This window comes from Leclercia sp., assembly GCF_036780805.1.
Lineage (GTDB): Bacteria > Pseudomonadota > Gammaproteobacteria > Enterobacterales > Enterobacteriaceae > Enterobacter.
This window is the reverse complement of record NZ_DAIQCE010000007.1, coordinates 1-23,153: the sequence shown is the minus strand read 5'-3', so window position 1 is coordinate 23,153 and position 23,153 is coordinate 1. Positions and strand designations below refer to the sequence as shown.

25 protein-coding genes are annotated in these 23,153 nt (G+C 51.3%); 7 read left to right on the top strand and 18 right to left on the bottom strand.

Annotation, left to right across the window (positions count from 1 at the left end; translation table 11 throughout):
- Positions 1 to 127: 127 nt before the first annotated feature.
- The 8 genes from V7Q49_RS16305 to V7Q49_RS16270 form a co-directional block, all read right to left on the bottom strand.
- Positions 128 to 454 (bottom strand): hypothetical protein, encoded by a 327-nt coding sequence (locus tag V7Q49_RS16305; RefSeq protein WP_333853557.1) that lies wholly within the window; start codon positions 452 to 454, stop codon positions 128 to 130.
- 38 nt (positions 455 to 492) lie between these two features.
- Complete coding sequence (locus V7Q49_RS16300; protein WP_333853556.1) at positions 493 to 819, bottom strand: hypothetical protein; 327 nt, start codon at positions 817 to 819, stop codon at positions 493 to 495.
- Between the two features lie 46 nt (positions 820 to 865).
- The gene (locus tag V7Q49_RS16295) at positions 866 to 1,192 is read right to left on the bottom strand and encodes a hypothetical protein (RefSeq protein ID WP_333853555.1); all 327 of its coding nucleotides are present in this window, start codon (positions 1,190 to 1,192) and stop codon (positions 866 to 868) included.
- 194 nt (positions 1,193 to 1,386) lie between these two features.
- Positions 1,387 to 1,599: a hypothetical protein gene (locus V7Q49_RS16290; protein WP_333853554.1), complete on the bottom strand. Its 213-nt coding sequence runs from the start codon at positions 1,597 to 1,599 to the stop codon at positions 1,387 to 1,389.
- 189 nt (positions 1,600 to 1,788) lie between these two features.
- Complete coding sequence (locus tag V7Q49_RS16285) at positions 1,789 to 2,814, bottom strand: fimbrial protein (RefSeq protein ID WP_333853553.1); 1,026 nt, start codon at positions 2,812 to 2,814, stop codon at positions 1,789 to 1,791.
- A 26-nt stretch (positions 2,815 to 2,840) separates the two neighbouring features.
- Positions 2,841 to 5,387: a fimbria/pilus outer membrane usher protein gene (locus V7Q49_RS16280; protein ID WP_442913076.1), complete on the bottom strand. Its 2,547-nt coding sequence runs from the start codon at positions 5,385 to 5,387 to the stop codon at positions 2,841 to 2,843.
- A 33-nt stretch (positions 5,388 to 5,420) separates the two neighbouring features.
- A complete protein-coding gene (locus tag V7Q49_RS16275; RefSeq protein WP_333853552.1) occupies positions 5,421 to 6,113 on the bottom strand; it encodes a fimbrial biogenesis chaperone in 693 nt (230 codons plus the stop codon).
- Between the two features lie 56 nt (positions 6,114 to 6,169).
- Positions 6,170 to 6,730, bottom strand: a complete 561-nt coding sequence (locus V7Q49_RS16270) for a fimbrial protein (protein ID WP_333853551.1) — start codon at positions 6,728 to 6,730, stop codon at positions 6,170 to 6,172.
- Positions 6,731 to 7,544: 814 nt separating this feature from the next.
- On the opposite strand from V7Q49_RS16270, the gene V7Q49_RS16265 reads away from it, so the two are divergent.
- A complete protein-coding gene (locus V7Q49_RS16265) occupies positions 7,545 to 8,117 on the top strand; it encodes a winged helix-turn-helix domain-containing protein (RefSeq protein ID WP_333853550.1) in 573 nt (190 codons plus the stop codon).
- An 80-nt stretch (positions 8,118 to 8,197) separates the two neighbouring features.
- Here V7Q49_RS16265 and epmB read toward each other — a convergent pair whose 3' ends face one another.
- A complete protein-coding gene (gene epmB / locus V7Q49_RS16260; RefSeq protein ID WP_333853549.1) occupies positions 8,198 to 9,226 on the bottom strand; it encodes an EF-P beta-lysylation protein EpmB in 1,029 nt (342 codons plus the stop codon).
- 40 nt (positions 9,227 to 9,266) lie between these two features.
- Here epmB and efp point away from each other — a divergent pair, with 40 nt between their 5' ends.
- From efp to ecnB, 3 genes are all read left to right on the top strand, one after another.
- Entirely contained in the window at positions 9,267 to 9,833 is a 567-nt protein-coding gene (efp, locus tag V7Q49_RS16255; protein ID WP_010427766.1) for an elongation factor P, read from the top strand.
- A gap of 64 nt (positions 9,834 to 9,897) precedes the next feature.
- A complete protein-coding gene (locus V7Q49_RS16250) occupies positions 9,898 to 10,029 on the top strand; it encodes an entericidin A/B family lipoprotein (RefSeq protein ID WP_333853548.1) in 132 nt (43 codons plus the stop codon).
- Between the two features lie 106 nt (positions 10,030 to 10,135).
- A complete protein-coding gene (gene ecnB, locus V7Q49_RS16245; RefSeq protein ID WP_333853547.1) occupies positions 10,136 to 10,282 on the top strand; it encodes a lipoprotein toxin entericidin B in 147 nt (48 codons plus the stop codon).
- A gap of 37 nt (positions 10,283 to 10,319) precedes the next feature.
- Here ecnB and V7Q49_RS16240 read toward each other — a convergent pair whose 3' ends face one another.
- Positions 10,320 to 10,919, bottom strand: a complete 600-nt coding sequence (locus V7Q49_RS16240; RefSeq protein ID WP_333853546.1) for a helix-turn-helix transcriptional regulator — start codon at positions 10,917 to 10,919, stop codon at positions 10,320 to 10,322.
- 272 nt (positions 10,920 to 11,191) lie between these two features.
- On the opposite strand from V7Q49_RS16240, the gene sugE reads away from it, so the two are divergent.
- Positions 11,192 to 11,509 carry a quaternary ammonium compound efflux SMR transporter SugE gene (sugE, locus tag V7Q49_RS16235; protein WP_333853545.1) on the top strand — a complete coding sequence of 106 codons (318 nt, stop codon included), beginning with the start codon at positions 11,192 to 11,194 and terminating at the stop codon, positions 11,507 to 11,509.
- Here the strand turns inward: sugE and blc are convergent.
- From blc to frdA, 5 genes are all read right to left on the bottom strand, one after another.
- Positions 11,506 to 12,036 carry an outer membrane lipoprotein Blc gene (blc, locus tag V7Q49_RS16230; RefSeq protein ID WP_333853544.1) on the bottom strand — a complete coding sequence of 177 codons (531 nt, stop codon included), beginning with the start codon at positions 12,034 to 12,036 and terminating at the stop codon, positions 11,506 to 11,508. The two genes, sugE and blc, sit on opposite strands and share 4 nt — an antisense overlap.
- An 87-nt stretch (positions 12,037 to 12,123) precedes the next feature.
- Complete coding sequence (frdD, locus tag V7Q49_RS16225) at positions 12,124 to 12,483, bottom strand: fumarate reductase subunit FrdD (protein ID WP_333853543.1); 360 nt, start codon at positions 12,481 to 12,483, stop codon at positions 12,124 to 12,126.
- 10 nt (positions 12,484 to 12,493) lie between these two features.
- The gene (gene frdC / locus V7Q49_RS16220; protein ID WP_333853542.1) at positions 12,494 to 12,889 is read right to left on the bottom strand and encodes a fumarate reductase subunit FrdC; all 396 of its coding nucleotides are present in this window, start codon (positions 12,887 to 12,889) and stop codon (positions 12,494 to 12,496) included.
- Positions 12,890 to 12,899: 10 nt separating this feature from the next.
- Positions 12,900 to 13,634 carry a succinate dehydrogenase/fumarate reductase iron-sulfur subunit gene (locus tag V7Q49_RS16215; protein ID WP_039028428.1) on the bottom strand — a complete coding sequence of 245 codons (735 nt, stop codon included), beginning with the start codon at positions 13,632 to 13,634 and terminating at the stop codon, positions 12,900 to 12,902.
- Positions 13,627 to 15,417 carry a fumarate reductase (quinol) flavoprotein subunit gene (frdA, locus tag V7Q49_RS16210; RefSeq protein WP_333853541.1) on the bottom strand — a complete coding sequence of 597 codons (1,791 nt, stop codon included), beginning with the start codon at positions 15,415 to 15,417 and terminating at the stop codon, positions 13,627 to 13,629. Before frdA ends, V7Q49_RS16215 begins: the two co-directional genes overlap by 8 nt.
- A 310-nt stretch (positions 15,418 to 15,727) precedes the next feature.
- Here frdA and epmA point away from each other — a divergent pair, with 310 nt between their 5' ends.
- Positions 15,728 to 16,705, top strand: a complete 978-nt coding sequence (gene epmA, locus V7Q49_RS16205; protein WP_166181376.1) for an elongation factor P--(R)-beta-lysine ligase — start codon at positions 15,728 to 15,730, stop codon at positions 16,703 to 16,705.
- Between the two features lie 83 nt (positions 16,706 to 16,788).
- Here epmA and mscM read toward each other — a convergent pair whose 3' ends face one another.
- The 3 genes from mscM to rsgA form a co-directional block, all read right to left on the bottom strand.
- Positions 16,789 to 20,112 carry a miniconductance mechanosensitive channel MscM gene (mscM, locus tag V7Q49_RS16200; RefSeq protein WP_333853540.1) on the bottom strand — a complete coding sequence of 1,108 codons (3,324 nt, stop codon included), beginning with the start codon at positions 20,110 to 20,112 and terminating at the stop codon, positions 16,789 to 16,791.
- A 16-nt stretch (positions 20,113 to 20,128) separates the two neighbouring features.
- The gene (gene asd, locus V7Q49_RS16195; protein ID WP_333853539.1) at positions 20,129 to 21,097 is read right to left on the bottom strand and encodes an archaetidylserine decarboxylase; all 969 of its coding nucleotides are present in this window, start codon (positions 21,095 to 21,097) and stop codon (positions 20,129 to 20,131) included.
- 99 nt (positions 21,098 to 21,196) lie between these two features.
- Complete coding sequence (gene rsgA, locus V7Q49_RS16190) at positions 21,197 to 22,249, bottom strand: small ribosomal subunit biogenesis GTPase RsgA (protein ID WP_333853538.1); 1,053 nt, start codon at positions 22,247 to 22,249, stop codon at positions 21,197 to 21,199.
- A 107-nt stretch (positions 22,250 to 22,356) separates the two neighbouring features.
- Here rsgA and orn point away from each other — a divergent pair, with 107 nt between their 5' ends.
- Positions 22,357 to 22,902, top strand: a complete 546-nt coding sequence (orn, locus tag V7Q49_RS16185) for an oligoribonuclease (protein WP_333853537.1) — start codon at positions 22,357 to 22,359, stop codon at positions 22,900 to 22,902.
- The last annotated feature ends 251 nt before the right edge of the window (positions 22,903 to 23,153 follow it).

The window sequence follows — 23,153 nt, the reverse complement described above, 5'->3', positions numbered from 1 at the left end:
CAAAATGCAGACAGTAAGAAAAAGGGTGAAAATGAACCTAAAATCATTTTGCTTTATTATTTTTCATTTCACCTGTGATTTTTAAGAAAAGACCCCGAAGGGTCTTTTCTTCATTGAGACTATAGGATTATTGCGCCCACGGTACGAACTGGCCGTCGAACAGGTTATTAAATGATTTTTCAACTATAGCCAGAGAGCTGTCCCAGCCCATGGCAAAACCAGACGCTGCGCCGGTAATTGCGCCCATGGCCAGGCCCCAGAACATACCGACAACATTACCACCCAGGCCAAAGCCCAGCAGACCGCCGTTAGCGCCGGATTGAGTACCCCCGATCAGGGTGCCCCATACACCGTGGACAACACCAGTCAATACAGCTGCTGCGAGGCGCGTAAAGAGATTATCTTCGGTGCCAGCGGCAATCTGTTCCATTTCAAAGATATTAAGTTCTTTCATTTTAATATTCCTTTTATAAATGAATTAAAAATGATGAATCATTGTGCCCAAGGTACGAACTGACCGTCGAACAGGTTATTAAACGCTTTTTCAACAACAGCCAGAGATTTGTCCCAGCCCATGGCAAAACCAGACGCTGCACCGGTAATGGCGCCCATGGCCAGGCCCCAGAACATACCGACAACATTGCCACCCAGGCCAAAGCCCAGCAGACCGCCATTAGCGCCAGACTGAGTCCCCCCGATCAGGGTGCCCCATACGCCGGTGACCACACCGTTCAGTGCAGCAGCTGCGAGGCGGGTAAAGAGGTTATCTTCTGTGCCAGCGGCAATCTGTTCCATTTCAAAAATATTGAGTTCTTTCATGTTAATAATCCTTTATTAGTTTAATTCTTTAAAAAATATACAAAAATTATTGCGCCCAAGGCACAAATTGGCCATCTATTGCGTTGTTGAAGCTTTTTTCGGTAAGAGCCAGGGTTTTATCCCAGCCCATCGCGAAACTTGATACAGCACCGGTAAGAGCGCCCATGGCAAGGCCCCAGAACATACCGACGAGGTTACCAATCAAGCCAAAGCCCAGCAGACCGCCGTTAGCTCCGGACTGGGTACCGCCAATAAGGGTGCCCCAGACGCCCATAGTGACAGCACCCAACGCCGCTGCGGCAACACGGGACGCCAGTTCATCGAACGTTCCGGCGGAGACTTCTTCCATTTCAAACACAGTAAGTTCTTTCATGTTTAAATCTCTTTTCTAATGAATTTAAATAGCGTGATGAATTAAATTCACTCAGTCATATTCAAAAGTATTATTGTGGTGTGAAGTTTTCACTCAGTTTTCAATAAGGTATTACACACCGCGTAATATTCCCGGTAATATGAATTGTCTAAAGTTTATTTTGAGTTCAGAAGGGTTATTAGGCTGTAGCGGAGTTACCAGCCAAAAATGGCATTAACAATACCAACCAAACCAAATTTTTTAGCTGCTTTTGCCAGGTCTCGACCTGCTGTTGCGCCAAACATTTTCTTCATGTTATCCATAAATGGATCAACTACTGTATCAGTTTTTGCGGAGACCGTATTAAGAGCAAACAAAGATGCGCCACCCTCAACACTTCCCATTTCCTGCGAAGATAATATTTTCATAGTGTGAATTTATCCTTTAACTATTATATATCCAAACGAATAAATTCAGTTCTTAAAAGAACTGACTTTTAAATTGTTGCATTAGTATAATGTGCAAGTCAACAGAACAAGGTTGATTAATTGATGATTTAATCTGTAGTGCTAATAAAATAAGGCACAGGTTAGTATGCCTTATTTGTAATTTAAGTATTACTTTTCCTGTAATACAACTTCCATTAATGCGGTGACGTTGCCCTGCGCGATATCCGTTGAAAGACGGTAGTAATCAATACTGAATTTAATTTCCTGAGTTGCTTTGGTTTTACTCACCTGATAGTCATCGTAATCATAAAAGTTTACCGCTGTTACGCCTTGCTTAACGATTAGGCCGACATTTTTAGCCCCGCCCGCCGCAACACTCGTTGAGTTAGCTAACACCCCTGAGGCCGATTCGGAGCCTGAAATGGGATTAAACCAATAGTTATAGCTTAACCCGACCGCATCATTAGGGCAGGTCATATCTAACACCACGTCCTTACTTTTACCGGTGGCGTTAGGTGAAGAAACCTTTTTTAAGTCCGTCACTGTAATGGGATCAAGCGTGACCGTATTCCCTCCGCGCGGTGTTAAGTTGCATGAGGTTGCACGGTATTGTACGGTTCCCATATTTAAGGTAACCCTGAGCAAAATAGTATTCGAGGTTAAGCTCTTAACCTGTCCTGAACGGCCAGCAGCATACTGAATGACAATAGCGGGTGCCGTCGACGTTGAAGTATCGATGATGGGTTTGGTTTTGATTAACCAGACTGTCCATTGTTTTACACCAGAAGTCGCTTTTACCGTTAAGGGAAAGGCTCCGATTTGAGCAACTACGGGACGGCCAGGCACACCCGATATCCCATCTGATACCTGAAAACCTATCCCGTCGATACCCGTTTCATACACAGCTTCGCCATTTATTCCCGTAACGCCTGACACCTGCGCTTTTGATCCGACATCAACGCGATAAAGATCGGGATCGGCGGAGGTGGTATCACAATCGTAAAAGGTTCGCATACTCGAGATACCGATAGTTTTAGCAAAAAGTATACTACCTACGGGTAAACTGTTATCGGATAACAGGCGCGGGCTAAGCGTCAAACCAACCCCACCTGTACTGTTTAAGTATTTACAGTCAGCAATGCTCTGAGCACTGAACAAGAGCAGACTAAAAATTAATAATGCATATTTTTTCATAGCGATTCCTTTGCCATGTCATAAGCTTAACGACATGTCGCTGTCGTTTGTCTTATCTTTTTGTTTGTATCGGACAAGTTATAAGTTGCCTTACACTGCTGATCGGCGTTTTTACCCCATTGAACAGCAAGCTCCCCGGTCTCTTTTAACCCAGACAGATAAACCAAGCCTCCGTCGCTGACAATGCTCGCCGGTGCATCCAGTTTAGATGTCTGTACAACAGTGGCACCAAATGGAACCGGGTTGCCAGAAGCGGTCAGCAATTGGATAAATGCCCGACGGCCAATATTTCCATCGAAACTAATACGCGTAATAGCTCCTCGTGTAGGAACCGATTTCTTACTCGTTTCCGGTAATTCCATCTCTTCACCCAACGTAGTGCTATCAAGTGTAAGCGTATTACGGCGATATGGACTCAAATAGGGATAGATTGCATAGCCACGGAAATCTGTTTCGATTGTTTGATCGTTTTCAATACGTACATCGCTCAGCCCGGGAGCTTTAATCAGGGCTGCTGTATCAGACATCTCTTGCCCGAGCGTGATTCCATCCGCGTGAGCTATAATAGTGCCGCTCATTCCATAATTGAGCAGCTGACTGTATTTGTTATAACTATAATTACCATTAATCGAGCCCTGCGATCCGCGGTAATTAGCATAGATACCGCCGCTACTTCCGTCGCGATTGCTATAACCTTGCTGGACGTTCCAGTCGAGATTATTTCTTTCAAGCGCAACTCCATGTAAGGAGACATACTGTTCCGTGGAGCCGGGGTTGCTGTTGTTAACCTGGTAGGTTGCATAAGCATTAGGTAGCCATTCACTGAGCGGAATGGACACACTCAGAGAGAAAAGATGATCATCTTCTTTAGTACGGTCTGATTGACCGTTTTTCCAAGTGTACCGACTATAATTATAACCTAAATAATAGTTGATTCGCCCCCAGCCACCGTTATAACCGATGCTGAGAGACTTATTACGACGCTTATTGTCCCAATAATCTTCAAAGAGGCCCGACAGGGAGAGACTGCCCAGGCCATCACCCAGACTTTGGTTGACCGTCAGATTTGTTCTGTTACGCAGTGAACGCGGTGAATAGGTGCCCACATCTGAGTTATAGCTCTCAAGTACATCATTGAGTGTATTAAATCCCTTCGTAGAGTAACGATAACCTGCAACCGTAATATTGGTGCCTGTTTCCAGGATATTCTTACCGTAGCGCAGACGCCAGGACTGGCCAGACGTTTTCTCTTCGTTTTGCATTCGGGACCATGCCTGAGTCAGGTCAGCAGAAAGTGCCCCCAGAATGCCCAGATTGTGACCAATACCGAAAGCCAGCGCCTGATACTTTGATGCGGCCTGCAAACCGGTATAGAAAGTCGTGTTGCTGAATGCTCCATAGCTTATCGTTGCCTGGGTGAACGGCGTTTCATCTGTATTGTTGTTATATGAACGGTATTTTCCGCTCGTCACTTCATATTCGAGCTGTCCTTCACGTAGCATTAACGGTAATGAAGCGTAGGGCACAATATAGTTTTGTTTGGTCCCGTCTGATTCTTCAACGGTAACGTATAGGTCACCATTACCCCCGGTGGCATAGATATCGGTGATCTCAAAAGCACCGGGTGCGACAAACGCCTGGTAAATTTGATAGCCATTCTGTTTAATCACCACACGTGCATTTGTTTTGGCAATACCACGCACAACTGGAGCATAGCCACGTAGACTGTCCGGGAGCATATCGACATCTGTAGCGAGCTGCATCCCAGTGAAAGGAACGCTATCAAAGATATTCGATAATGATGAACTTTCACCAACGACAAGTGTACTGTTGAGCGGAGCGATACTGCGCTGGGCATAAAGATATACTGAATCCCACTTTCCATTATCATTGTTAGACTTATTCCAGGTTCCCAGATTACGTATACGCCAGGCACCTATGTTTAGACCAGACTGAAGGTTAAGACCATAGTTCTCGTTTTCTGTCTCAAAATCCTTGCTGGAGTTGAATTGATAATTAGTGAATAACGCATTAATCCCTTCGTCAAACTCTTCTGCAGGTATAAAACCTTGTGCAGTATTACTCAATGCAGCTTGAGGAATTGAAATGGAAAGTTGTTGTTTATTAAAGTTGAATTCAGTTTTAAAATCAGGAATAATACTGATATTAGTGCAACCAGTAGCATCTTCCTTTAAAGCAGGGAAAGCATTAGTACGCAATCCGTAAAGCTTAAGCCTATCCAGGCTTAAGCAAGGCACTAATGTTACTTTTTCTGGATTATTATCATCTTTCTTTTCTACGAAAAGAATAGTTGCTATTTCCTGGTAGTCATTGTTTAACAGGATTTCAACACGATACTCACCAGGCGATTGTGCATCTTTAGTGGAGAAAATGGTTAGATCAAGTGCCGTTGCTTTATTACTTTGACCAACTGAACTAATGAATGCAGGGTCAAAAAAGTCCCGGGCCAATGCTTTATTACAGAGACCAATAATGATAGCCGGCACTAGTACGGTCATTTTGGGAGAGATTATGGCAAATAATTTATCCCATTTTTTGATGGATGCAGACATATTTTTACCTGGTTGGTCTGAAAGCAGTCATCATCAAAGTGATGATGTATGAGTAGATCCTGTTCCGCCGTGCTCGTTAGCAATCGCCCATTTGACTTGACGGCCATCAATACCTGCAGGAAGAGTGAATTCACTGGTTGCAAAGGGGGCAATATGTGGAACTATTTCGCTCAATTCTTTACCGTTGATCATCACTGATCTGAAGTAGAGGAAGAAAGGCGTCGGATTTTTGATTGTTAGTTTATTGTTGGCTCTGCGCCATTCAAGCTTAGTGACTTCATTGCTAACGTTAATGCCCTGAATCGCCTTCGGTCGATAGATCAGACGCATTCTATGGCGAACCGCGAGTTGCAGTTTATTTTCACCTTCGAGGCTTTCGTTAGTAGGAGGAATAGACATGATATTAAAGAAATAAACGCTGTCACGATCGGTCGGCGCTTTTGAAATAAGAGCGTTGGGGAAAATACGGACCGTGTTCATTTGTTTACCTTCCAGACGGAACAGTGGAGGCGTAACCATAAAGTAAGTGTTACTCTCACCCTCGGCAGGTTCAACCCACGATTTCATCAGGAATGGGCTATCATCTTTATTTTCCATCTGAGCACTGATTTCACGCGATCCCTCTTTATAGATATAACGTATTGATTCAATAACAACACCGCTATTAGCAATACCACTTACTGCCAGTGTGACCAGAGCGATGAGTTGATAAATAGACTTACGCATAATTCAATCCCTGAATTAAAAAACGGAGTCTGCCAGCGGCAGGCTCCGTCAAAAAATTAATAAGTGATAGTGAAAGTTGCAACACCTTTAACATCACCAGCTGCTACACCAGCTGCAGTTTTAACGTAGGCCGCTTTGTAGGTCAGCAGGGTTGGCGTGTCTTTGGTATAGGAAATAGTTTTTGATCCAGTACCGTCGAAGGTTACGCGAGTAGAGTCGCTGTTGATCAGAGCCAGGCCTGTGTTTTTAGCTGGGTTTGCTGCCTGGTTGCTCAGAATATCTGGGGTGCCGGAGATATAATCACCAGATACGTTCACAGTCAGGTTGCCATCGAAATCTTTACCTGCTTTCTTACAGTCAGCGATTTTATAAGTGATGTCTTTTGCAGAAGCGATAGAAGGAGTGTTAATCGCCAGTGCTTCTAACGCAGACACTTTGATATCGTCCAGTACAACGGTACCGCCAGTAATAGAGCCGTATGGCGTGATGTTACAGGAGTTATCGGTATCAGTAACGGTACCGTGAATAACAATCTGAGCCGTATTCCCTACAGCGAAAGCCTGCGTGCTCAGAACTGCAGCAGTAGCAACCATAACAGCAATAATATTTTTTTTCATTTGTTTAATCCATAATTAATGAATAACCATTCCTGCGGTGAAATAGACCCGTCATGGTTATTGGGCGAGTCTATCCTTATGCCTCTTACATTGCTTAAGCTGCCATTGACGTGCGCCAATTTCCTTCCTTGACGTACTTACCCACATCAATAGTTACAACCGATGTACTGAGGTGACGCGTAATCTATTATTTTTTTGTACTGGCCGCATGTGAATTTTTTTGAATTAACTATCGTAGGGGGTAGCCGCATTATTTATTATATTTTTTATGTTTGTGATTTTTTGATTTAGCAAGATCGCGGAATATGATTGGTGGAAGTAATACTTGTGCTGTTATCATATGAAATTTAAATGTTACCTTCGACTATCTCGCTATTTTACGTTTCGATCTGGATAAAAAGATGCAGAAAATCGATTTTTATAAATGAATTATTAAATCTCACGAGGTTTTTTTGCAGTGAAATTTTTGTCCAGGAGGAGCTAAGTAGACGGCTAAGTAAATGGTTGGCCTGGTATAGTAAAAGCGAAGATGAATTTTGATTTCATCGTTTTTGGAGTGATTTTTGGCGATTAGTTTAGAGGTTGTTTAATTTAAATTAAGTTTAAATTGTGCCGTCTTTTTGATTTTGTATAGGTTTTGAGTGTCATAAATGTGCTTTCTAAGATCGGTTTTCCTGTGATAGGATTTATCGCTATGGAGTAGGTCTCCTATGAATAAAATCTGGTGATTATTTATATGAAATAGCGAGCTTCATGTTACTCAGGATGAGTTGCAATTTATTAACCTTTGAACGTATAAGGAAAATTACGAACAATGGCATTCAGTTTATTTATAATTAACGAAGAAATTATTTTCGATGCGAATTCTTGCGAGTTAAAGTCGCTTGATGATGCGGGTGAAGTCATCGTGCTAAATGCGCCAACCGCACGTTGTTTGCAGCTTTTAATTGAAAAAAAAGGCGAAGTTGCTTCCAGAGATTGCTTTATGGAGCAGGTTTGGCAGGTGCGAGGTATCGTAGTATCACAGAATACGTTTTACCAGAATATTTCACTGTTAAGGAAATCTTTAAAAAAAGTCGGACTAACGGAAGAGATAATCGTTACGGTTCGCCGAAAAGGTTTTACGCTGGCAATGGATACTCGAATTCAACCAATTGAAGATGAAAAGAGCGTTCAGGTGACAGGACCTGCACCGGTTATGGCGAATGCGAAGCAACAGTCTCCCTTGCCTGAAGTTACCGGTACAAAAGAAAATATCAGTACAACAAATGCGTCTCTCCAGCAAGTTGGCAATAAATCGGCAATACCGAAATGGCTTATCTGGCTCCTCATTGTTTTTATTTTTTTGGAGCTTATGTCATTGATTTCTAGCTATTTGAATAGATAGTGTATGTTCTTTTAGTATAGAAATATTGCTCAAATATCCCGTTTATAGCCTGCCTGGTTTACTGGACCAGACAGGTGTTTTTAATATTGTTTCAGCCCTAAATCCAGCGGCGTTTTGCTCGGTTCCCCACCAATCTCACGCGCCAGCTTCGGTACCATGTACCCGGAAACCAGCGTCAGCAATTCGCGCATGATGGCACGGGCTTCATTATCACCGACCATAAAGTGTGCAGCACCCTGTACTTTATCCAGCACATGGATGTAGTAAGGCATTACTCCGGCATCAAACAGAGCATTGCTCAGATCGGCTAAGATTGCGGCGCTATTGTTCACACCGCGCAGCAGAACGCTCTGGTTGAGCAATGTCACGCCAGCCTGACGCAGCCGCGACATTGCAGCCCGGAATGTGTCATCAATTTCATTGGCGTGGTTAATATGATTGACCAATAAGATTTGCAGCGAGGAACGCGCCAGTCGACGGGTCAGCTCATCGGTAATGCGTGCCGGAATAACGATCGGTAATCGGCTGTGAATGCGCAGCCGTTTAATATGTGGGATCGCTTCAAGCTGCGTGATCAACCAGTCCAGCTCATGATCTTTCGCCATGAGCGGATCGCCACCCGAAAAGATGATCTCATCGAGCTCTGAATGGGCGGCAATATAGTTGAGGGCGGCCTGCCAGTTACGCTTGTTTCCCTGGTTGTCGGCATAGGGAAAGTGACGACGGAAGCAGTAACGACAATTTACCGCGCATCCGCCTTTCACAAGCAATAATGCGCGATTGCGATACTTATGCAGTAACCCGGGTACCACGCTCTTCTGTTCTTCCAGGGGATCGGTGCTGAAGCCAGGGGCGGAGACGAACTCGTCCTGCACCGTAAGCACCTGTTTTAATAACGGATCGTCAGGGTTGCCTTTCTCCATTCGCGCCACAAAGGCGCGCGGCACACGTAGCGCAAACAGGCGTTTCGCTTCACGTCCGGCAAGGAGTTTTTCATCAGCGTCTACATTTAAAAGACGCAGCAGTTCATCCGGGTCGGTTATTACATCGGCAAGTTGTAATAACCAATCTTCTCTGGATGGGGTGTTTAGGGTTACAATATGCGCCATTTTGTGGCTTAGCTACCAGTTAACAATTTCAGAGGGCCTTATGGCGACTTACTATAGCAACGATTTTCGTGCCGGTCTTAAAATCATGATGGACGGCGAACCGTACGCGGTTGAAGCCAGCGAATTCGTTAAACCAGGTAAAGGTCAGGCATTCGCACGCGTTAAGCTGCGCCGCCTGCTGACCGGTACCCGTGTAGAGAAAACCTTCAAATCCACCGACTCCGCCGAAGGCGCAGACGTTGTTGATATGAACCTGACCTACCTCTATAACGACGGTGAATTCTATCACTTCATGAATAACTCCACTTTCGAGCAGCTGTCAGCTGACGAGAAAGCGGTTGGGGACAGCGCTAAATGGCTGCTGGACCAGGCGGAGTGCATCGTTACTCTGTGGAACGGCCAGCCTATCGCTGTGACCCCGCCAAACTTCGTTGAGCTGGAAATCGTTGAAACCGATCCAGGTCTGAAAGGCGACACCGCAGGTACTGGCGGCAAGCCAGCCAAGCTGTCTACCGGTGCAGTGGTTAAAGTTCCGCTGTTCGTTCAGACTGGCGAAGTCATCAAAGTGGACACCCGCTCTGGTGAATACGTTTCTCGCGTGAAGTAATTCACTTCGGGATGAAAGGCGCAGTGTCGTGCTGCGCCTTTTGACCTCATGAGGATCATGGACGATGCCGCGCACAATCAAAATTTTACTGCTAATGGTTCTTGCCAGCTCACTGCTTGCCGGATGTAACACGGCCCGTGGCGTCGGGGAAGACATCAGAAGCCTGGGCCATGCTATTTCACACGCCGCCTCCTGATACTTTCTACTTTTCCTAAAAATTCTTCCTTTTCCGTCACTCGCCAGGATCCTGGCTATGCTTATGTAGCTGTACACAATAACTTTGGCTAAAAAAGGAAGACATTATGCTTAAGAAAACATTTGTAGCGATCTTTTCTGTTTTGGTGCTTTCATCAGCGCTAACTGCCTGTAATACCACTCGCGGCGTCGGTGAAGATATCTCCACTGGCGGTAGCGCGATTTCTGGTGCGGCAACTAAAGCACAGCAGTAATCTTGGGCGGTACGGGACTGAATATGTCGCCGTACCCTCAGTTTACCGCTCCGGGCAGCGACAAAAACGGCGAGTACCGTGTATCCATGTGCAATTTCATCCGAATATTGCGCTTGTAGGTATAGACCGTTTTTCCATGAATGCTCAGTTTGCTGGCAATCTTCTGGTTGCTGGCACCCTCCATCCATAGCGTTAACACTTTCTCTTCCTGACGCGTCAGTAATGGCGTAGCGGCAGGTGCCGGTTCACTGATTTCCTTTGAGACTAACGCGGCATTAATTGTCTGCGCCAGTAACTCAAGCGGGGTCGTTTTGGCTAACGATGCCCACAGGGGAAAGGTATTCATAAATGCCGACACTTCAGGTTGTTCTTCAGAATGAAGCAGTACAAAAGGCACGGTTTCACTGGCGCTCATCACAGAAGAGAGCTGCTGGATATTTTGTATGTCTGACGTAAAGCCCTGCAAGTCTGCAATCACCAGCGTCGGTTTCCATTGCAGGATATGCTCCCTGGCCAGAAAGAGATTATTAAGACCCGTCACTAACACCGGGGTGGGGAACAGCCCTGAATGATTGATCCACATTTCCAGGCCCATGCGGGTGTAATGACACCGGTCAATCAAAAGAATTTTGAACATTAGTTTTTCGCAATCGGCAAAGTGTAGTCGCTTCCTGCCTTCAGGAAGGGCTCCAATAATAAAGAAGTCGGATGAGTGATAAATGATGGAATTTCGCTGCTAATTACGTCTATTTCTTGCTTTCAATCGCTTAAGTGGAGCCTGAAACAAACAAGTTGAAAAATGAATTCACGCTCTTCACAATAAGCAGTTCATCTGTCTTATGGGACGACCCATAAGCACATCTCTCATCGGGGACGGCCCCAGACTGTTGTTTAAGTTAAGGAGCCTGTATGCCGTGGATTATTCTTGTTATTGCCGGTTTACTCGAAGTGGTTTGGGCCATTGGCCTGAAATATACTCACGGGTTTACGCGCCTCACGCCGAGCATTATTACCGTTTCTGCAATGATCGTGAGTATTGTGCTGCTCTCATGGGCCATGCGCTCGCTCCCCGTGGGAACCGCGTATGCGGTGTGGACGGGGATTGGTGCGGTAGGGGCAGCCATTACCGGGATTTTACTGCTGGGTGAATCGGCGAGCCTGGCGCGTATTGCCAGCCTCGCATTGATTGTTGCCGGAATTATCGGGCTGAAGCTCAGCACCCATTAATGGGGCTGTTCAACCCAGACCAACTGGCTGATATCAAATCCCTGCCGGGTGGCAGAATCCAGTAGCCTCTGTTTCATCTCATTTGAAATCGTCGGTGTGCGGGAGAGGATCCACAGGTAGTCCCTGTCGGGCCCGCACACCAGCGCATGCTGGTAATCCTTATCCAGCGCAATCACGTTATAGCCGCCATAAAAAGGACCGATAAAAGAAACTTTCAGCGCGGCGGTGTCAGACGCGCCGGTAAAGTACGCTTTCCCTGTCACTTTTTGCCACATGTCGCGTTCAGGGTTGTAGCCCCGGTTGATAACCTGAATACCGCCGTCGCTCATCAGGCTGTAGTGAGCCGTCACCTTTTGCAGGGCGCGTTCAAAGCGATGGTCAAAACGGGCAATTTCATACCAGGTGCCCATAAAGTGCTGGGCGTTGAAGGGCCGAACGACGGTCACGCCCGGGGGCGGGGTAGGAGCACTACAGGCAACAACCAGAAATGCAGCGGCAACGGCGGCGAAGACGGGCAGGATGCGCATAGGCGTTTCCTTACAGGATTTTTGTTAAGTGTAGAACCTGACAGGAATTTTGCTCTCCCACCGGCAGGCAGGAGAGCGGGGGAGAGATCACATAAAGACGACGGCAACCAGCGTGACCACGCTCAGAATGGCCGCCAGTCCATAGAACACCCATTTCCCGTTAGGGACGTGGATCTTCAGATCGTGCATGGCATGATGAATACGGTGCAGGCCACACCACAGCGGCAGAACAATCATCAGAAAGATGAATACCCGACCAATTAAGCTGTGGGCAAAGGCCAGTACCCGTTCATAGCTCAGCGCGTCGCCAGGGTAGAGCCCCAGCGGCAGCATAATGCCCACCAGCAGAATAATGACCGGTGCGATAATAGCGCACCACATGCCGCCTGCCCCAAAGAGCCCCCAGAAGACGGGTTCGTCAGAACGTTTTGGATTTGGATTAATCACAGTGGTCTCCTTACCAGAACAGGGCTACGCCAAGAATTACCACGGTCACCACCGCAGTCACCGCCCAGAGCCCTTTGATGATTGGCTCTGGCCCCAGTTTCTCGTTTTTAACGATAATATTTGCCGCTTTCGGCGCCAGTTCAAACCAGGTTTTGGTATGCAACAGCGCTGCCGCCAGCACGATGATATTCAGGATCACCACAATCGGGTTCTGCAGGAACCCGACAAAACCGGCCCAGGTCTCCGGACCGTGCTTCAGGGCAAACAGGCCGTACATCAGTTCGATGCTGAACCACACCGCCGGCACTGCCGTGCCTTCACGCAGCATATAGAAGCGATAAAACGGCAGATTTTTCCACCAGGTGGACGGCATCGGCCGTACATAGGCTTTGCGTTTAGTCATCATCATGCACTCCTTAGCGTGGTTTCAGGGTGGCGATAAGAAAGTCTTTCGAGCTTTCTACTTTGCCCTGTTGGATCGCGGCGGCCGGGTCGACGTGCTTCGGACAGACTTCCGAGCAGTAGCCGACAAAGGTACAGGTCCAGACGCCGTTCTGGCCGTTCAGCTGCGCCATACGTTCTTTCTTACCGTGGTCACGGCTGTCTTCGTTATAGCGATGCGCCAGGGTAATGGCGGCAGGGCCAATAAACTCCGGATTCAGACCAAACTGCGGACAGGCGGCGTAGCACAGGCCACAGTTAATGCAGCCGGAGAACTGATGATACTTGGCCATCTGCGCCGGGGTTTGCTTGTTCGGCCCCTGATCCGGCGTGCGCGGGTTGCCAATGATGTACGGCTTAATGGCTTCCAGGCTTTCGATGAAGTGGGTCATGTCGACCACCAGATCGCGCTCAATGGGGAAGTTAGCCAGCGCTTCGACCTTCATCCCTTTTGGGTACTCACGCAGGAACGTCTTGCAGGCCAGCTTTGGCACTTTATTGACCATCATGCCGCAGGAGCCGCAAATCGCCATCCGACAGGACCAGCGGTAGCTCAGGTCCGGTGCCAGGTTGTCTTTGATGTAGCCCAGCGCGTCCAGCAGGGAGGTCTGCTCATCGTAGGGAACTTCATAGAAAGTGCTGTGCGGCGCGCTGTCCACTTCCGGGTTGTAGCGCACCACTTCAACTTTCAGGGTTTGCATCTCAGCCATTCGCGGTCTCCTTCTTCTCGGCTGCTTCCGCTTCTGCACCGTAAACGCGTTTCGCCGGTGCCAGCGTGGTGATCTTCACATCGCTGTAGTCGAGACGGGTCGTGCCGTTAGCGTCGCGATAAGCGAGGGTATGCTTGAGGAAGTTGACGTCGTCACGCTCCGTGCAGCCTTCGTCCAGACGCTGATGCGCACCGCGCGACTCTTTACGCGCCATGGCGGAGTGCGCCATACATTCGGCAACGTTCAGCCCGTGACCCAGCTCAATGGTGTAGAGCAGATCGGTGTTGAAAACGCTGGAGGTGTCCGTCACCCGCACGCGCTTGAAGCGCTCCTGCAGCTCAGCCAGCTTGTCGATGGTTTTCTGCATCAGCTCCGGCGTACGGTAAATCCCGCAGCCTTCTTCCATGGAAAGCCCCATCTCATCGCGGATTTTCGCCCAGTTCTCGCTGCCTTCCTGATTCACCAGGTTTTTCAGACGCTGCTCAACATCGGCAACCTGCGCATCGAGCGCGGCACCGTTAGCCGCGCCAGCAGTCGCGGCACGCGCCATGGCCTGTTCACCCGCCAGACGACCAAACACCACCAGCTCGGCCAGCGAGTTGGAGCCCAGGCGGTTAGCGCCATGCAGGCCGACGGAGGAGCATTCGCCCACCGCAAACAGGCCTTTGATACGGGTTTCGCACTGCTGGTCGGTTTCGATACCGCCCATGGTGTAGTGCGCGGTAGGACGTACCGGGATCGGATCTTTAACCGGGTCGACGCCGACATAGGCTTTCGACAGTTCACAGATGAACGGCAGACGTTCCAGCAGTTTCTTCTCGCCCAGGTGGCGCAGGTCGAGATAGACCACATCGCCGCGTGGGGTCGGGATGGTGTTGCCTTTGCGCCACTCGTGCCAGAAGGCCTGAGAAACTTTATCGCGCGGACCAAGCTCCATATATTTGTTCTTCGGCTCACCCAGCGGGGTTTCCGGGCCCATGCCGTAATCCTGCAGATAGCGATAGCCGTCTTTATTAACCAGAATACCGCCTTCGCCGCGGCAGCCTTCAGTCATCAGGATCCCGGAGCCCGGCAGACCGGTCGGGTGATACTGGACGAACTCCATATCGCGCAGCGGTACGCCGTGGCTGAGCGCCATGCCCATCCCGTCACCTGTCACGATGCCGCCGTTGGTGTTGTAGCGGTAAACACGTCCGGCGCCGCCGGTCGCCATCACCACGGCATTGGCGCGGATCTGGACCAGCGAGCCTTCCATCATGTTCATCGCTACCAGGCCGCGAGCCTGGCCGTCGTCAACCAGAATGTCGAGGACAAAATGTTCGTCGAAGCGCTGGATCTGGGGGAACTGTAGCGAGGTCTGGAACAGGGTGTGGAGCATATGGAAGCCGGTCTTATCGGCGGCAAACCAGGTACGCTCAATCTTCATGCCGCCGAAGCGACGCACGTTGACGCTGCCGTCATCACGGCGACTCCACGGACAACCCCACTGCTCCAGCTGGGTCATCTCCGTCGGGCAATGATGCACGAAATAATCAACGACATCCTGTTCGCAAAGCCAGTCGCCACCGGCGACGGTGTCGTGAAAGTGGTATTCAAAGCTGTCATGATCCTGCGCGACGGCGGCGGATCCCCCCTCTGCGGCGACCGTGTGGCTGCGCATCGGATAGACTTTTGAAATCAGGGCAATTTTAGCGTTTGGGTTAGCCTGGGCTGCAGCAATCGCTGCGCGTAATCCCGCTCCGCCAGCGCCAATAATGGCTAAATCGGCTTGAAAGGTATGCACGACATTCCTCCAGATTTTTGATATTTCGCATCTCATCTACCCTAAGGTAGTGCACGTCCCGGGAGGGAAAATGCGAAAGCGATTCCACTGCTCCTTTATGGGTAACGCAGTATAGCCGTAGGAAAGAAAGGGAAATTTGACGTGTTCGATTTTTTTGCGGTTCTTTCCTTCGATTTATCATTGCAATTGATGAATCACGTCACGAAATTATTGGGAGTTATAAAAACCACAAAATTGACTGTGCAAAATTTGTCTCCGCCATAGGTTACGAGTAGACTTCGTCCCCTTGTCTGAAATCGGAGAAATTCTCATGAGCGAAACGGCCACCTGGCAGCCGAGCGCATCCATCCCCAATCTGTTAAAACGCGCAGCAATTATGGCGGAGATTCGCCGCTTCTTTGCCGATCGCGGTGTGCTGGAGGTGGAAACGCCATGCATGAGTCAGGCGACGGTCACGGATATTCATCTGGTGCCGTTTGAAACCCGTTTTGTTGGTCCTGGCCACTCCCAGGGGATGAATCTCTACCTGATGACCAGCCCGGAATACCATATGAAGCGCCTGCTGGCAGCGGGATGTGGGCCGGTGTATCAGCTGTGCCGCAGTTTCCGCAATGAAGAGATGGGGCGTCACCACAACCCGGAATTCACCATGCTGGAGTGGTACCGCCCGCACTATGATATGTATCGCCTGATGAATGAGGTGGACGATCTGCTACAGCAGGTGCTGGAGTGCCCGGAAGCTGAAACTCTCTCTTACCAGCAGGTTTTCCAGCGCCATCTGGAGATTGATCCGCTCTCAGCGGACAAAACCCAGCTGCGTGAAGCGGCGGCAAAACTGGATCTCAGTAACGTTGCCGATACCGAAGAAGACCGCGACACGCTGCTGCAGCTGCTCTTTACCTTTGGCGTGGAGCCGCAGATTGGCAAAGATCGCCCGACCTTTGTCTATCACTTCCCGGCAAGCCAGGCGTCACTGGCGCAGATCAGCACTGAAGATCACCGCGTGGCAGAGCGTTTCGAGGTCTACTTTAAAGGTATTGAGCTGGCGAATGGTTTCCACGAACTGACCGACGCCCGGGAACAGCAGCAGCGTTTCGATCAGGATAACCGCAAGCGGGCCGCGCGCGGCCTGCCGCAGCAGCCTATTGACCACAATCTGCTGGGCGCGTTAAAAGCCGGTTTGCCGGACTGCTCCGGCGTGGCGCTGGGTGTCGATCGTCTGGTGATGCTGGCGCTGGGCGCTGAACAGCTGGGTGATGTGATTGCGTTTACCGTAGATCGCGCTTAAAAGTTTGCCGGGTGGCGCTGCGCTTACCCGGCCTACTTAACGCCGTAAGCTCGTGCAAGCGAAGCGCCGCCGGGCATGCAGGCTTACAAACTCCCCGCCGGGCGCTTCTTCGCCGCCGACGTCAAGGTTCTTCCCGTCTTACGCCCGTCCAGACTTTCCAGACGCATCTGGAACGGTGGGAACGGCAGATCAATACCGTGTTCACGGAAGCCCGCCAGAATCAGCTGGTGGATCTCATGGCGCAGCGGCATGCGATGGCCCATCTCGGCCGCGTAAATACGCAGTTCGAAAATCTGGATCCCCTGCTGTAAATCCACCAGGAACACTTCCGGCTCTGGCGTGCTGATCACCAGCGAGCAGCGCTCGGCCGCCGTATAGAGGATCTGCGTTACCTCTTCGCTATTGGCATCCGACGGGGCCGGCACGGTTAGCACCACGCGCGTCACGGAATCCGACAGCGACCAGTTAATAAACTGCTCGGTGATAAACGCCTTATTGGGAACGATGATCTCTTTACGGTCCCAGTCGCTGATGGTGGTGGCACGGGTGTTGATCTTCGTAATGCTGCCGGTCAGATCGCGGATCGTGACGGTATCGCCAATACGGATCGGCTTTTCAAACAGGATAATCAGGCCAGAGATAAAGTTGGCAAAGATCTCCTGCAAACCAAACCCGAGCCCGACCCCGAGTGCCGCTACCAGCCACTGCAGTTTCGACCACTCAATACCGATCATCGAGAAGCCCACCAGGCCGCCAAACAGCATCAGCAGGTATTTGGTGATGGTGGTGATGGCGTACCCGGTACCTGGGGTTAAATCCAGATGCTGCAACAGGGCCAGCTCCAGCAGCGCCGGGAAGTTACGGATCAGCTGAGTGGTGATGATGAACACCAGAATGGCGATGAGTACCGCCCCGAGCGTGATCGGTTCCAGGCTCTCTACGCCCTGGACCGTCGAGGTCACATCCCAGAGGGTGATGTTCTCCAGGAAGCCAAACGCCGAATGAATTTCTGACCACAGCACAATAACGGACAGCAGGGCGATCAGCATCAGAATGGAACGCACCAGGCGCAGGGACTGGGTACTGATGGCATCCAGATCCAGCTCCGTTTCATCGACGTCAACCACCCCTTCGGTGCTGAGCATATGGGCCGGCTCTTCTTCACCGCGTGCGCGCTGGGCGAGGATTTCGGCCCGGCGGTTTTTTGCCCGGTCGAAGGCCAGACGACGGCGTTGAATCAGCATCCAGCGGCGAATTACGTGGTAGACCACCAGCAGCAGGAACCAGATGGCCACCGAGGTTTCAAGGCGCGCCAGCAGCGCCTGGGCGGTGGCCAGATAGCCGACGGCCGCCGCCAGAATCGCCGCCAACGGGGCGCTGAGCAGCAAATTCCACAGCATATGGTTGACCATGTTATCGCCGCTGCCCTCTTTATCGAGATAGAGCGGGATCCCGGCTTTCTTCAGGCTCAGCGTTACCACGGCCAGCGCACCGCAAATCAGGATAAAGCACAGGCGCCCGAGCGAGCCTGAAAACTCCCGGTCGTTCAGGTTATCAAACATGATCAGCGCCATGATCAGCGGCACGATAAGTCCGATGCTCATCAGGTAGTAGCGCATCGCCCGCGCCACGCGGTTACGCGGCCAGCCAAAGTGGGCGACAAACAGGCCATTCGGACGGGCAAAGGTGGCGCAGATCATCACCACCCACAGCAGCGGCACGGTGGCCGTCACCCCGGCGCCAATGGCTACCGCCAGCGGATAAGGCCAGGCTTCGCGCAGGCCATAGCCCAGCGTCATCCACAGCACCGGCAACGGCGAGGCCACCAGGATCGACCAGAAGACCGTGCGCAGCGTGAGCCAGAAATGGTCCTGGGTCACCTTGCCGACGCGCGCGCTGGAGCGGTCGAGGAAGCGGGTGAAGTGCCGACGGGAGTAAATGCTGAACCCGACCAGAATCAGCGCCCCCAGCAGCGGGAAAATCGTCTCCTTATTGGTGAGCATCATCACGCTGGCTTTGCCGAGCTGGCTGAAGGTATCCAGCGAAATCAAACGCCGCAGGTCCTGAACAATATCAATCGGCCAGGAGAAGGAGATCGGCCGCACGTCTGAGGTCCAGAACAGGTAGCGGTGAGTCGCCTCATTGACCTCTTTTAACGCATCTTCCAGCTGGCTGTTGGAGACTTTCAGTTTGGTCAGTTCGAGCAGCAGCGTATCGCCCCCCTGGAGCAGGGAGTTCAACAGCTCGCGTTGCGTTCTTAACTGGGCTTCGAGAATGCGGTTTTGCTCGGCTGTCAGCGGCTTGCCGTCCGGCTGGTGGATCTGGCGCAGCTGCGGCTGCTTATTTAGCAGATCTTCAAAGCGCAGACGCTGCACACGCAGCTGCGCCATTTCGGTATCGAGCTGCTGAGGTTTTGGCATTTCGGGCAGGCGGGCAACCTGGGCGCGCAGGGCCTCCCCAAGCAGGTTCGACGAACCCAGCCACTGCGACTGCTCGCGAAGCGTATTCAGCGCCTGACGTACCTGCAGGGTTTGATTAGTGGCCTGGCGCTGCTGGGAGGCGACCAGATCCATGCGCTGGGCCTGCTGGTTGAGGGCAGCGGAAAGCTCACGGTTGACCTTAAACTGCTCGACAATACCGGTGGGCAGGTTCTCGCTGTTCTCTGCCAGCAGTTCGGTGCTCTCCAGCGCCCGCTCGGCTTCGCGCTGGCGCTGGCTGTTGAGCTGATTACGCAGCGCCTGGAGATAAGCATCCAGCTGTTCGCCCTGTTTTTTCGCCAGCTCAGAGCGCATACGCGCCAGCTCCTGACGATTGTTGGCCGAGAGCTGGGCCAGCTCAAGCTCATCCACCAGGGCTTTTAATCTGGCTGATTCTGCCTGGATGCCCAGATTTTGGGCCTGGCTAAGGGAGGTATTACCGGTTTGCGCTCCGGCCCGGCGTTCAACCTCATTGAGCTGACGGCGGGCATCGGTTTGCTGCTGAGGCAGCTGATTGAGGGAATCAGCGATATCGCGAGCGCGTTCCTGCTCCTGCTGCGCCTGGCGGGTTTTTTCCAGTAACTGGCTGCTGACCTGTAGGATCTCCTGATTCAGGGTGTCAGAGGTCATGCCAGCAGGCACCTGGCGCGGCTCTTCACGCAGATCGCTCAGCTGCGCGCGCAGGGTTTGTGACAGTTTGGGGAAGTTATCGATGACCTGCTGATACTGCGTGGCACGCTCAAGGGAGCCCTTACGCTCCTCAAGCGCGTTCAGCGCAGCCTCGAGCGCCTCAACGGTTTCCGGCTGGGCGGGCTTTGCCGCCTTCGCCTGCTCCAGTTCCTGCGAGATTTGTTTGCTGTCGGGGGCCGTCGCTGCGTACGCCCCCGTACTGAGGCACCAGGCCATCAGCAAAGTGATAATCAGGCGCACGTCAGTTTACCTTTGCTTAGCTTGCGTCTTTTTTGTCATCAACCAGCGGGCTGGCTTCGAGTTCGGCGGCGATCTCTTCATCGGACAGCGGGGCAGGCTCTGCGTCCGTTGTCACGAAGGGTTCCGTCGACACCGCCAGCGGCTGGCCGAGTTTGGTTACGGACAGGCTTTCGAGCTGTTCAACCAGCTGTACTTTACCCGGGGCAAACAGGTTGATCACGGTGGAGCCGAGCTTGAAGCGACCCATCTCCTGGCCCTTCAGCAGCGCCACGGAGCCTTCGCTTTCACCCGCAGGCCAGGTCCAGCGTTTGATCACGCCTTCGCGCGGCGGCGTAATGGTGCCGGCCCAGACGGTCTCAATGCTGCCGACAATAGTGGCACCCACCAGAATCTGCGCCATCGGGCCAAATTCGGTGTCGAACAGGCAGATTACGCGCTCGTTACGGGCGAAAAGGTTCGGTACGTTTTGCGCGGTCAGGTGATTTACCGAGAACAGATCGCCCGGAACGTAGATCATCTCCCGCAGAATGCCGTTGCACGGCATATGTACGCGGTGATAGTCGCGCGGCGAGAGGTAGGTGGTGGCAAAGGAACCATTGCGGAACAGATCCGCCATCAGGTAGTTGCCAGCCAGCAGAGCTTCCAGGCTGTAGTTATGGCCTTTTGCTTGCAGGATTTTGTCGTTTTCGATTGCGCCGAGCTGGCTGATCACGCCATCAGCAGGCATCACCAGCACGTTCGGGTCGGTGTTCAGCGGGCGTACTTCATCGCGTAACGGGCGCACAAAGAAATCGTTGAAGGTGCGGTAGCTGGCGGTATCCGGCTTCTGCGCTTCCTGCATATCGACCTTGTAGTATTTCACGAACAGATCGATCACCAGCTTGGTCAGCCAGCCCGCTCGTTTGCTCGCGCCCCAGCCCGCCAGGCGAGTGAGCCACAGTTTTGGCAGAATGTATTGAAGCGAAAGTTTAAATGAGTTTAACAAGGTAGCCTCCAGGCCATTGTTTTTGTCGTTCCTGATCCGGCTGTCAGACAGCCGGAACCTGAAAAAGGGGGACGATTTTAGCGACGCTTAGCTTAGTTGTCAGTCATCAGATTCAGAAAAGCTTTTACGCGTTTTTACCTGCGCCATGCTGTCGAGAATATGGTGATAGTTTGCGAAACGGGTTTCCGCAATTTCACCGTTTTCGACCGCGGCACGAATGGCGCAGCCAGGGTCGTTATCGTGCTTACAGTCGCGGTATTTACAGGCGCCTAAATAGTCGAGGAATTCGACAAAGCCGTTAAAGATTTGATCGGGCTCGAGATGCCACAGGCCAAATTCACGCACCCCAGGGGAGTCGATCACATCGCCGCCGTGCGGGAAGTGATACAGGCGCGAGGCGGTGGTGGTGTGCTGGCCCAGACCGGAGTTGTCGGAGACGTCGTTGGTCAGGATCTCCTGCGGCAGACCGAGCAGATTGTTCAGCAGGCTGGATTTACCCACCCCGGACTGACCGGCAAAGATGGTGATGCGATCGGTCAATGCCTCTTCGAGCGGCTGCAGGCCATTCTGGGTGCGGCTTGAGACCATCAGCACGCGATAGCCAATCTTGCGATAGATATCCATCTGCTCGTTAACGAAGTCCATGCCTTCGCCGTCGAGCAGGTCAATCTTGTTCAGGACAATCAGCGGTTCAACCTGCAGGGTTTCGCAGGCGACGAGATAACGGTCGATAATGTTCAGCGACAGTTCGGGCAGGATCGCAGAGACAATCACGATCTGATCGATATTGGCGGCAATGGGTTTTACGCCGTCATAGAAGTCAGGGCGCGTCAGGACCGACGTGCGCTCATGCACGGCTTCCACGATGCCTTTCACCGTCACGCCTTCTGCTGCGGCTTTACCCGGACGCCATACCACGCGGTCACCGGTTACCAGTGAGCGGATGGTGCGGCGGATATTACAGCGGTGAACGTCGCCATCGCCTGATTCCACGTCGGCATGCATACCGAAGCGGCTAATCACTACGCCTTCCGCGGGCTCGCCAAACAGGTTGTCGTCGTAATCGACCTTCTCCGAAGTGGTTTTAAGACGGCGCTGGTGATTGGCTTTCACGCGGCGCTGCTGCCCTTTGGAGAGTTTATTTTTACTCAATCGTGCTGGCTCCTGGTCGCCCATATTGGGCAAAACCTCTATGATACACACTAATTAATACTAGTTAACCTGCCACGGCCGGTTATGCGAGAAGGGTGGAAAATAACATGAGTGCAGATGAAAACAATCTGATTTGGATCGATCTGGAGATGACCGGACTGGATCCCGAGCGCGATCGCATTATTGAGATCGCCACGCTGGTGACCGACGCGAACCTGAATGTGCTGGCGGAAGGGCCGACCATTGCCGTGCATCAGTCTGACGAACAGCTGGCATTGATGGACGACTGGAACGTGCGCACCCACACCGGCAGCGGGCTGGTGGATCGCGTTAAAGCCAGTACGCTTGGCGATCGCGAAGCCGAACTGGCCACGATTGCGTTCCTCAAGCAGTGGGTGCCGCAGGGCAAGTCGCCTATCTGCGGCAACAGCATCGGCCAGGATCGCCGCTTCCTGTTTAAATATATGCCGGAGCTGGAAGCCTATTTCCACTACCGTTATCTCGATGTAAGCACCCTGAAAGAGCTGGCCCGTCGCTGGAAACCGGAAATGCTGGATGGCTTCAAGAAGCAGGGCACTCACCAGGCGATGGACGATATCCGTGAGTCAGTGGCGGAACTGGCTTACTACCGCGAACATTTTATTAAATTATAAGCGGCAGGCCCGGCGGGGCAGCACTTGCCGGGTCTAAACCGCTAAAACGATTTAAAATTGCGCAATGTGACGAATATTGCAGCACTTGAACTAAATTTATAAAAAAACGCTTTTAGGGGGGTTGCAGCAGAAAGGATTTCTCGTATAATGCGCCTCCCGTAACGACAGAGAATTCATCGTTACGACAGCACAGATTTTGCGGGAATAGCTCAGTTGGTAGAGCACGACCTTGCCAAGGTCGGGGTCGCGAG

Coding starts and splice junctions, on each gene's coding strand:
- V7Q49_RS16305 (WP_333853557.1), bottom strand. CDS start 454: ATGAAAGAACTTAATATCTTTGAAATGGAACAGATTGCCGCTGGCACC.
- V7Q49_RS16300 (WP_333853556.1), bottom strand. CDS start 819: ATGAAAGAACTCAATATTTTTGAAATGGAACAGATTGCCGCTGGCACA.
- V7Q49_RS16295 (WP_333853555.1), bottom strand. CDS start 1,192: ATGAAAGAACTTACTGTGTTTGAAATGGAAGAAGTCTCCGCCGGAACG.
- V7Q49_RS16290 (WP_333853554.1), bottom strand. CDS start 1,599: ATGAAAATATTATCTTCGCAGGAAATGGGAAGTGTTGAGGGTGGCGCA.
- V7Q49_RS16285 (WP_333853553.1), bottom strand. CDS start 2,814: ATGAAAAAATATGCATTATTAATTTTTAGTCTGCTCTTGTTCAGTGCT.
- V7Q49_RS16280 (WP_442913076.1), bottom strand. CDS start 5,387: ATGTCTGCATCCATCAAAAAATGGGATAAATTATTTGCCATAATCTCT.
- V7Q49_RS16275 (WP_333853552.1), bottom strand. CDS start 6,113: ATGCGTAAGTCTATTTATCAACTCATCGCTCTGGTCACACTGGCAGTA.
- V7Q49_RS16270 (WP_333853551.1), bottom strand. CDS start 6,730: ATGAAAAAAAATATTATTGCTGTTATGGTTGCTACTGCTGCAGTTCTG.
- V7Q49_RS16265 (WP_333853550.1), top strand. CDS start 7,545: ATGGCATTCAGTTTATTTATAATTAACGAAGAAATTATTTTCGATGCG.
- epmB (WP_333853549.1), bottom strand. CDS start 9,226: ATGGCGCATATTGTAACCCTAAACACCCCATCCAGAGAAGATTGGTTA.
- efp (WP_010427766.1), top strand. CDS start 9,267: ATGGCGACTTACTATAGCAACGATTTTCGTGCCGGTCTTAAAATCATG.
- V7Q49_RS16250 (WP_333853548.1), top strand. CDS start 9,898: ATGCCGCGCACAATCAAAATTTTACTGCTAATGGTTCTTGCCAGCTCA.
- ecnB (WP_333853547.1), top strand. CDS start 10,136: ATGCTTAAGAAAACATTTGTAGCGATCTTTTCTGTTTTGGTGCTTTCA.
- V7Q49_RS16240 (WP_333853546.1), bottom strand. CDS start 10,919: ATGTTCAAAATTCTTTTGATTGACCGGTGTCATTACACCCGCATGGGC.
- sugE (WP_333853545.1), top strand. CDS start 11,192: ATGCCGTGGATTATTCTTGTTATTGCCGGTTTACTCGAAGTGGTTTGG.
- blc (WP_333853544.1), bottom strand. CDS start 12,036: ATGCGCATCCTGCCCGTCTTCGCCGCCGTTGCCGCTGCATTTCTGGTT.
- frdC (WP_333853542.1), bottom strand. CDS start 12,889: ATGATGACTAAACGCAAAGCCTATGTACGGCCGATGCCGTCCACCTGG.
- V7Q49_RS16215 (WP_039028428.1), bottom strand. CDS start 13,634: ATGGCTGAGATGCAAACCCTGAAAGTTGAAGTGGTGCGCTACAACCCG.
- epmA (WP_166181376.1), top strand. CDS start 15,728: ATGAGCGAAACGGCCACCTGGCAGCCGAGCGCATCCATCCCCAATCTG.
- orn (WP_333853537.1), top strand. CDS start 22,357: ATGAGTGCAGATGAAAACAATCTGATTTGGATCGATCTGGAGATGACC.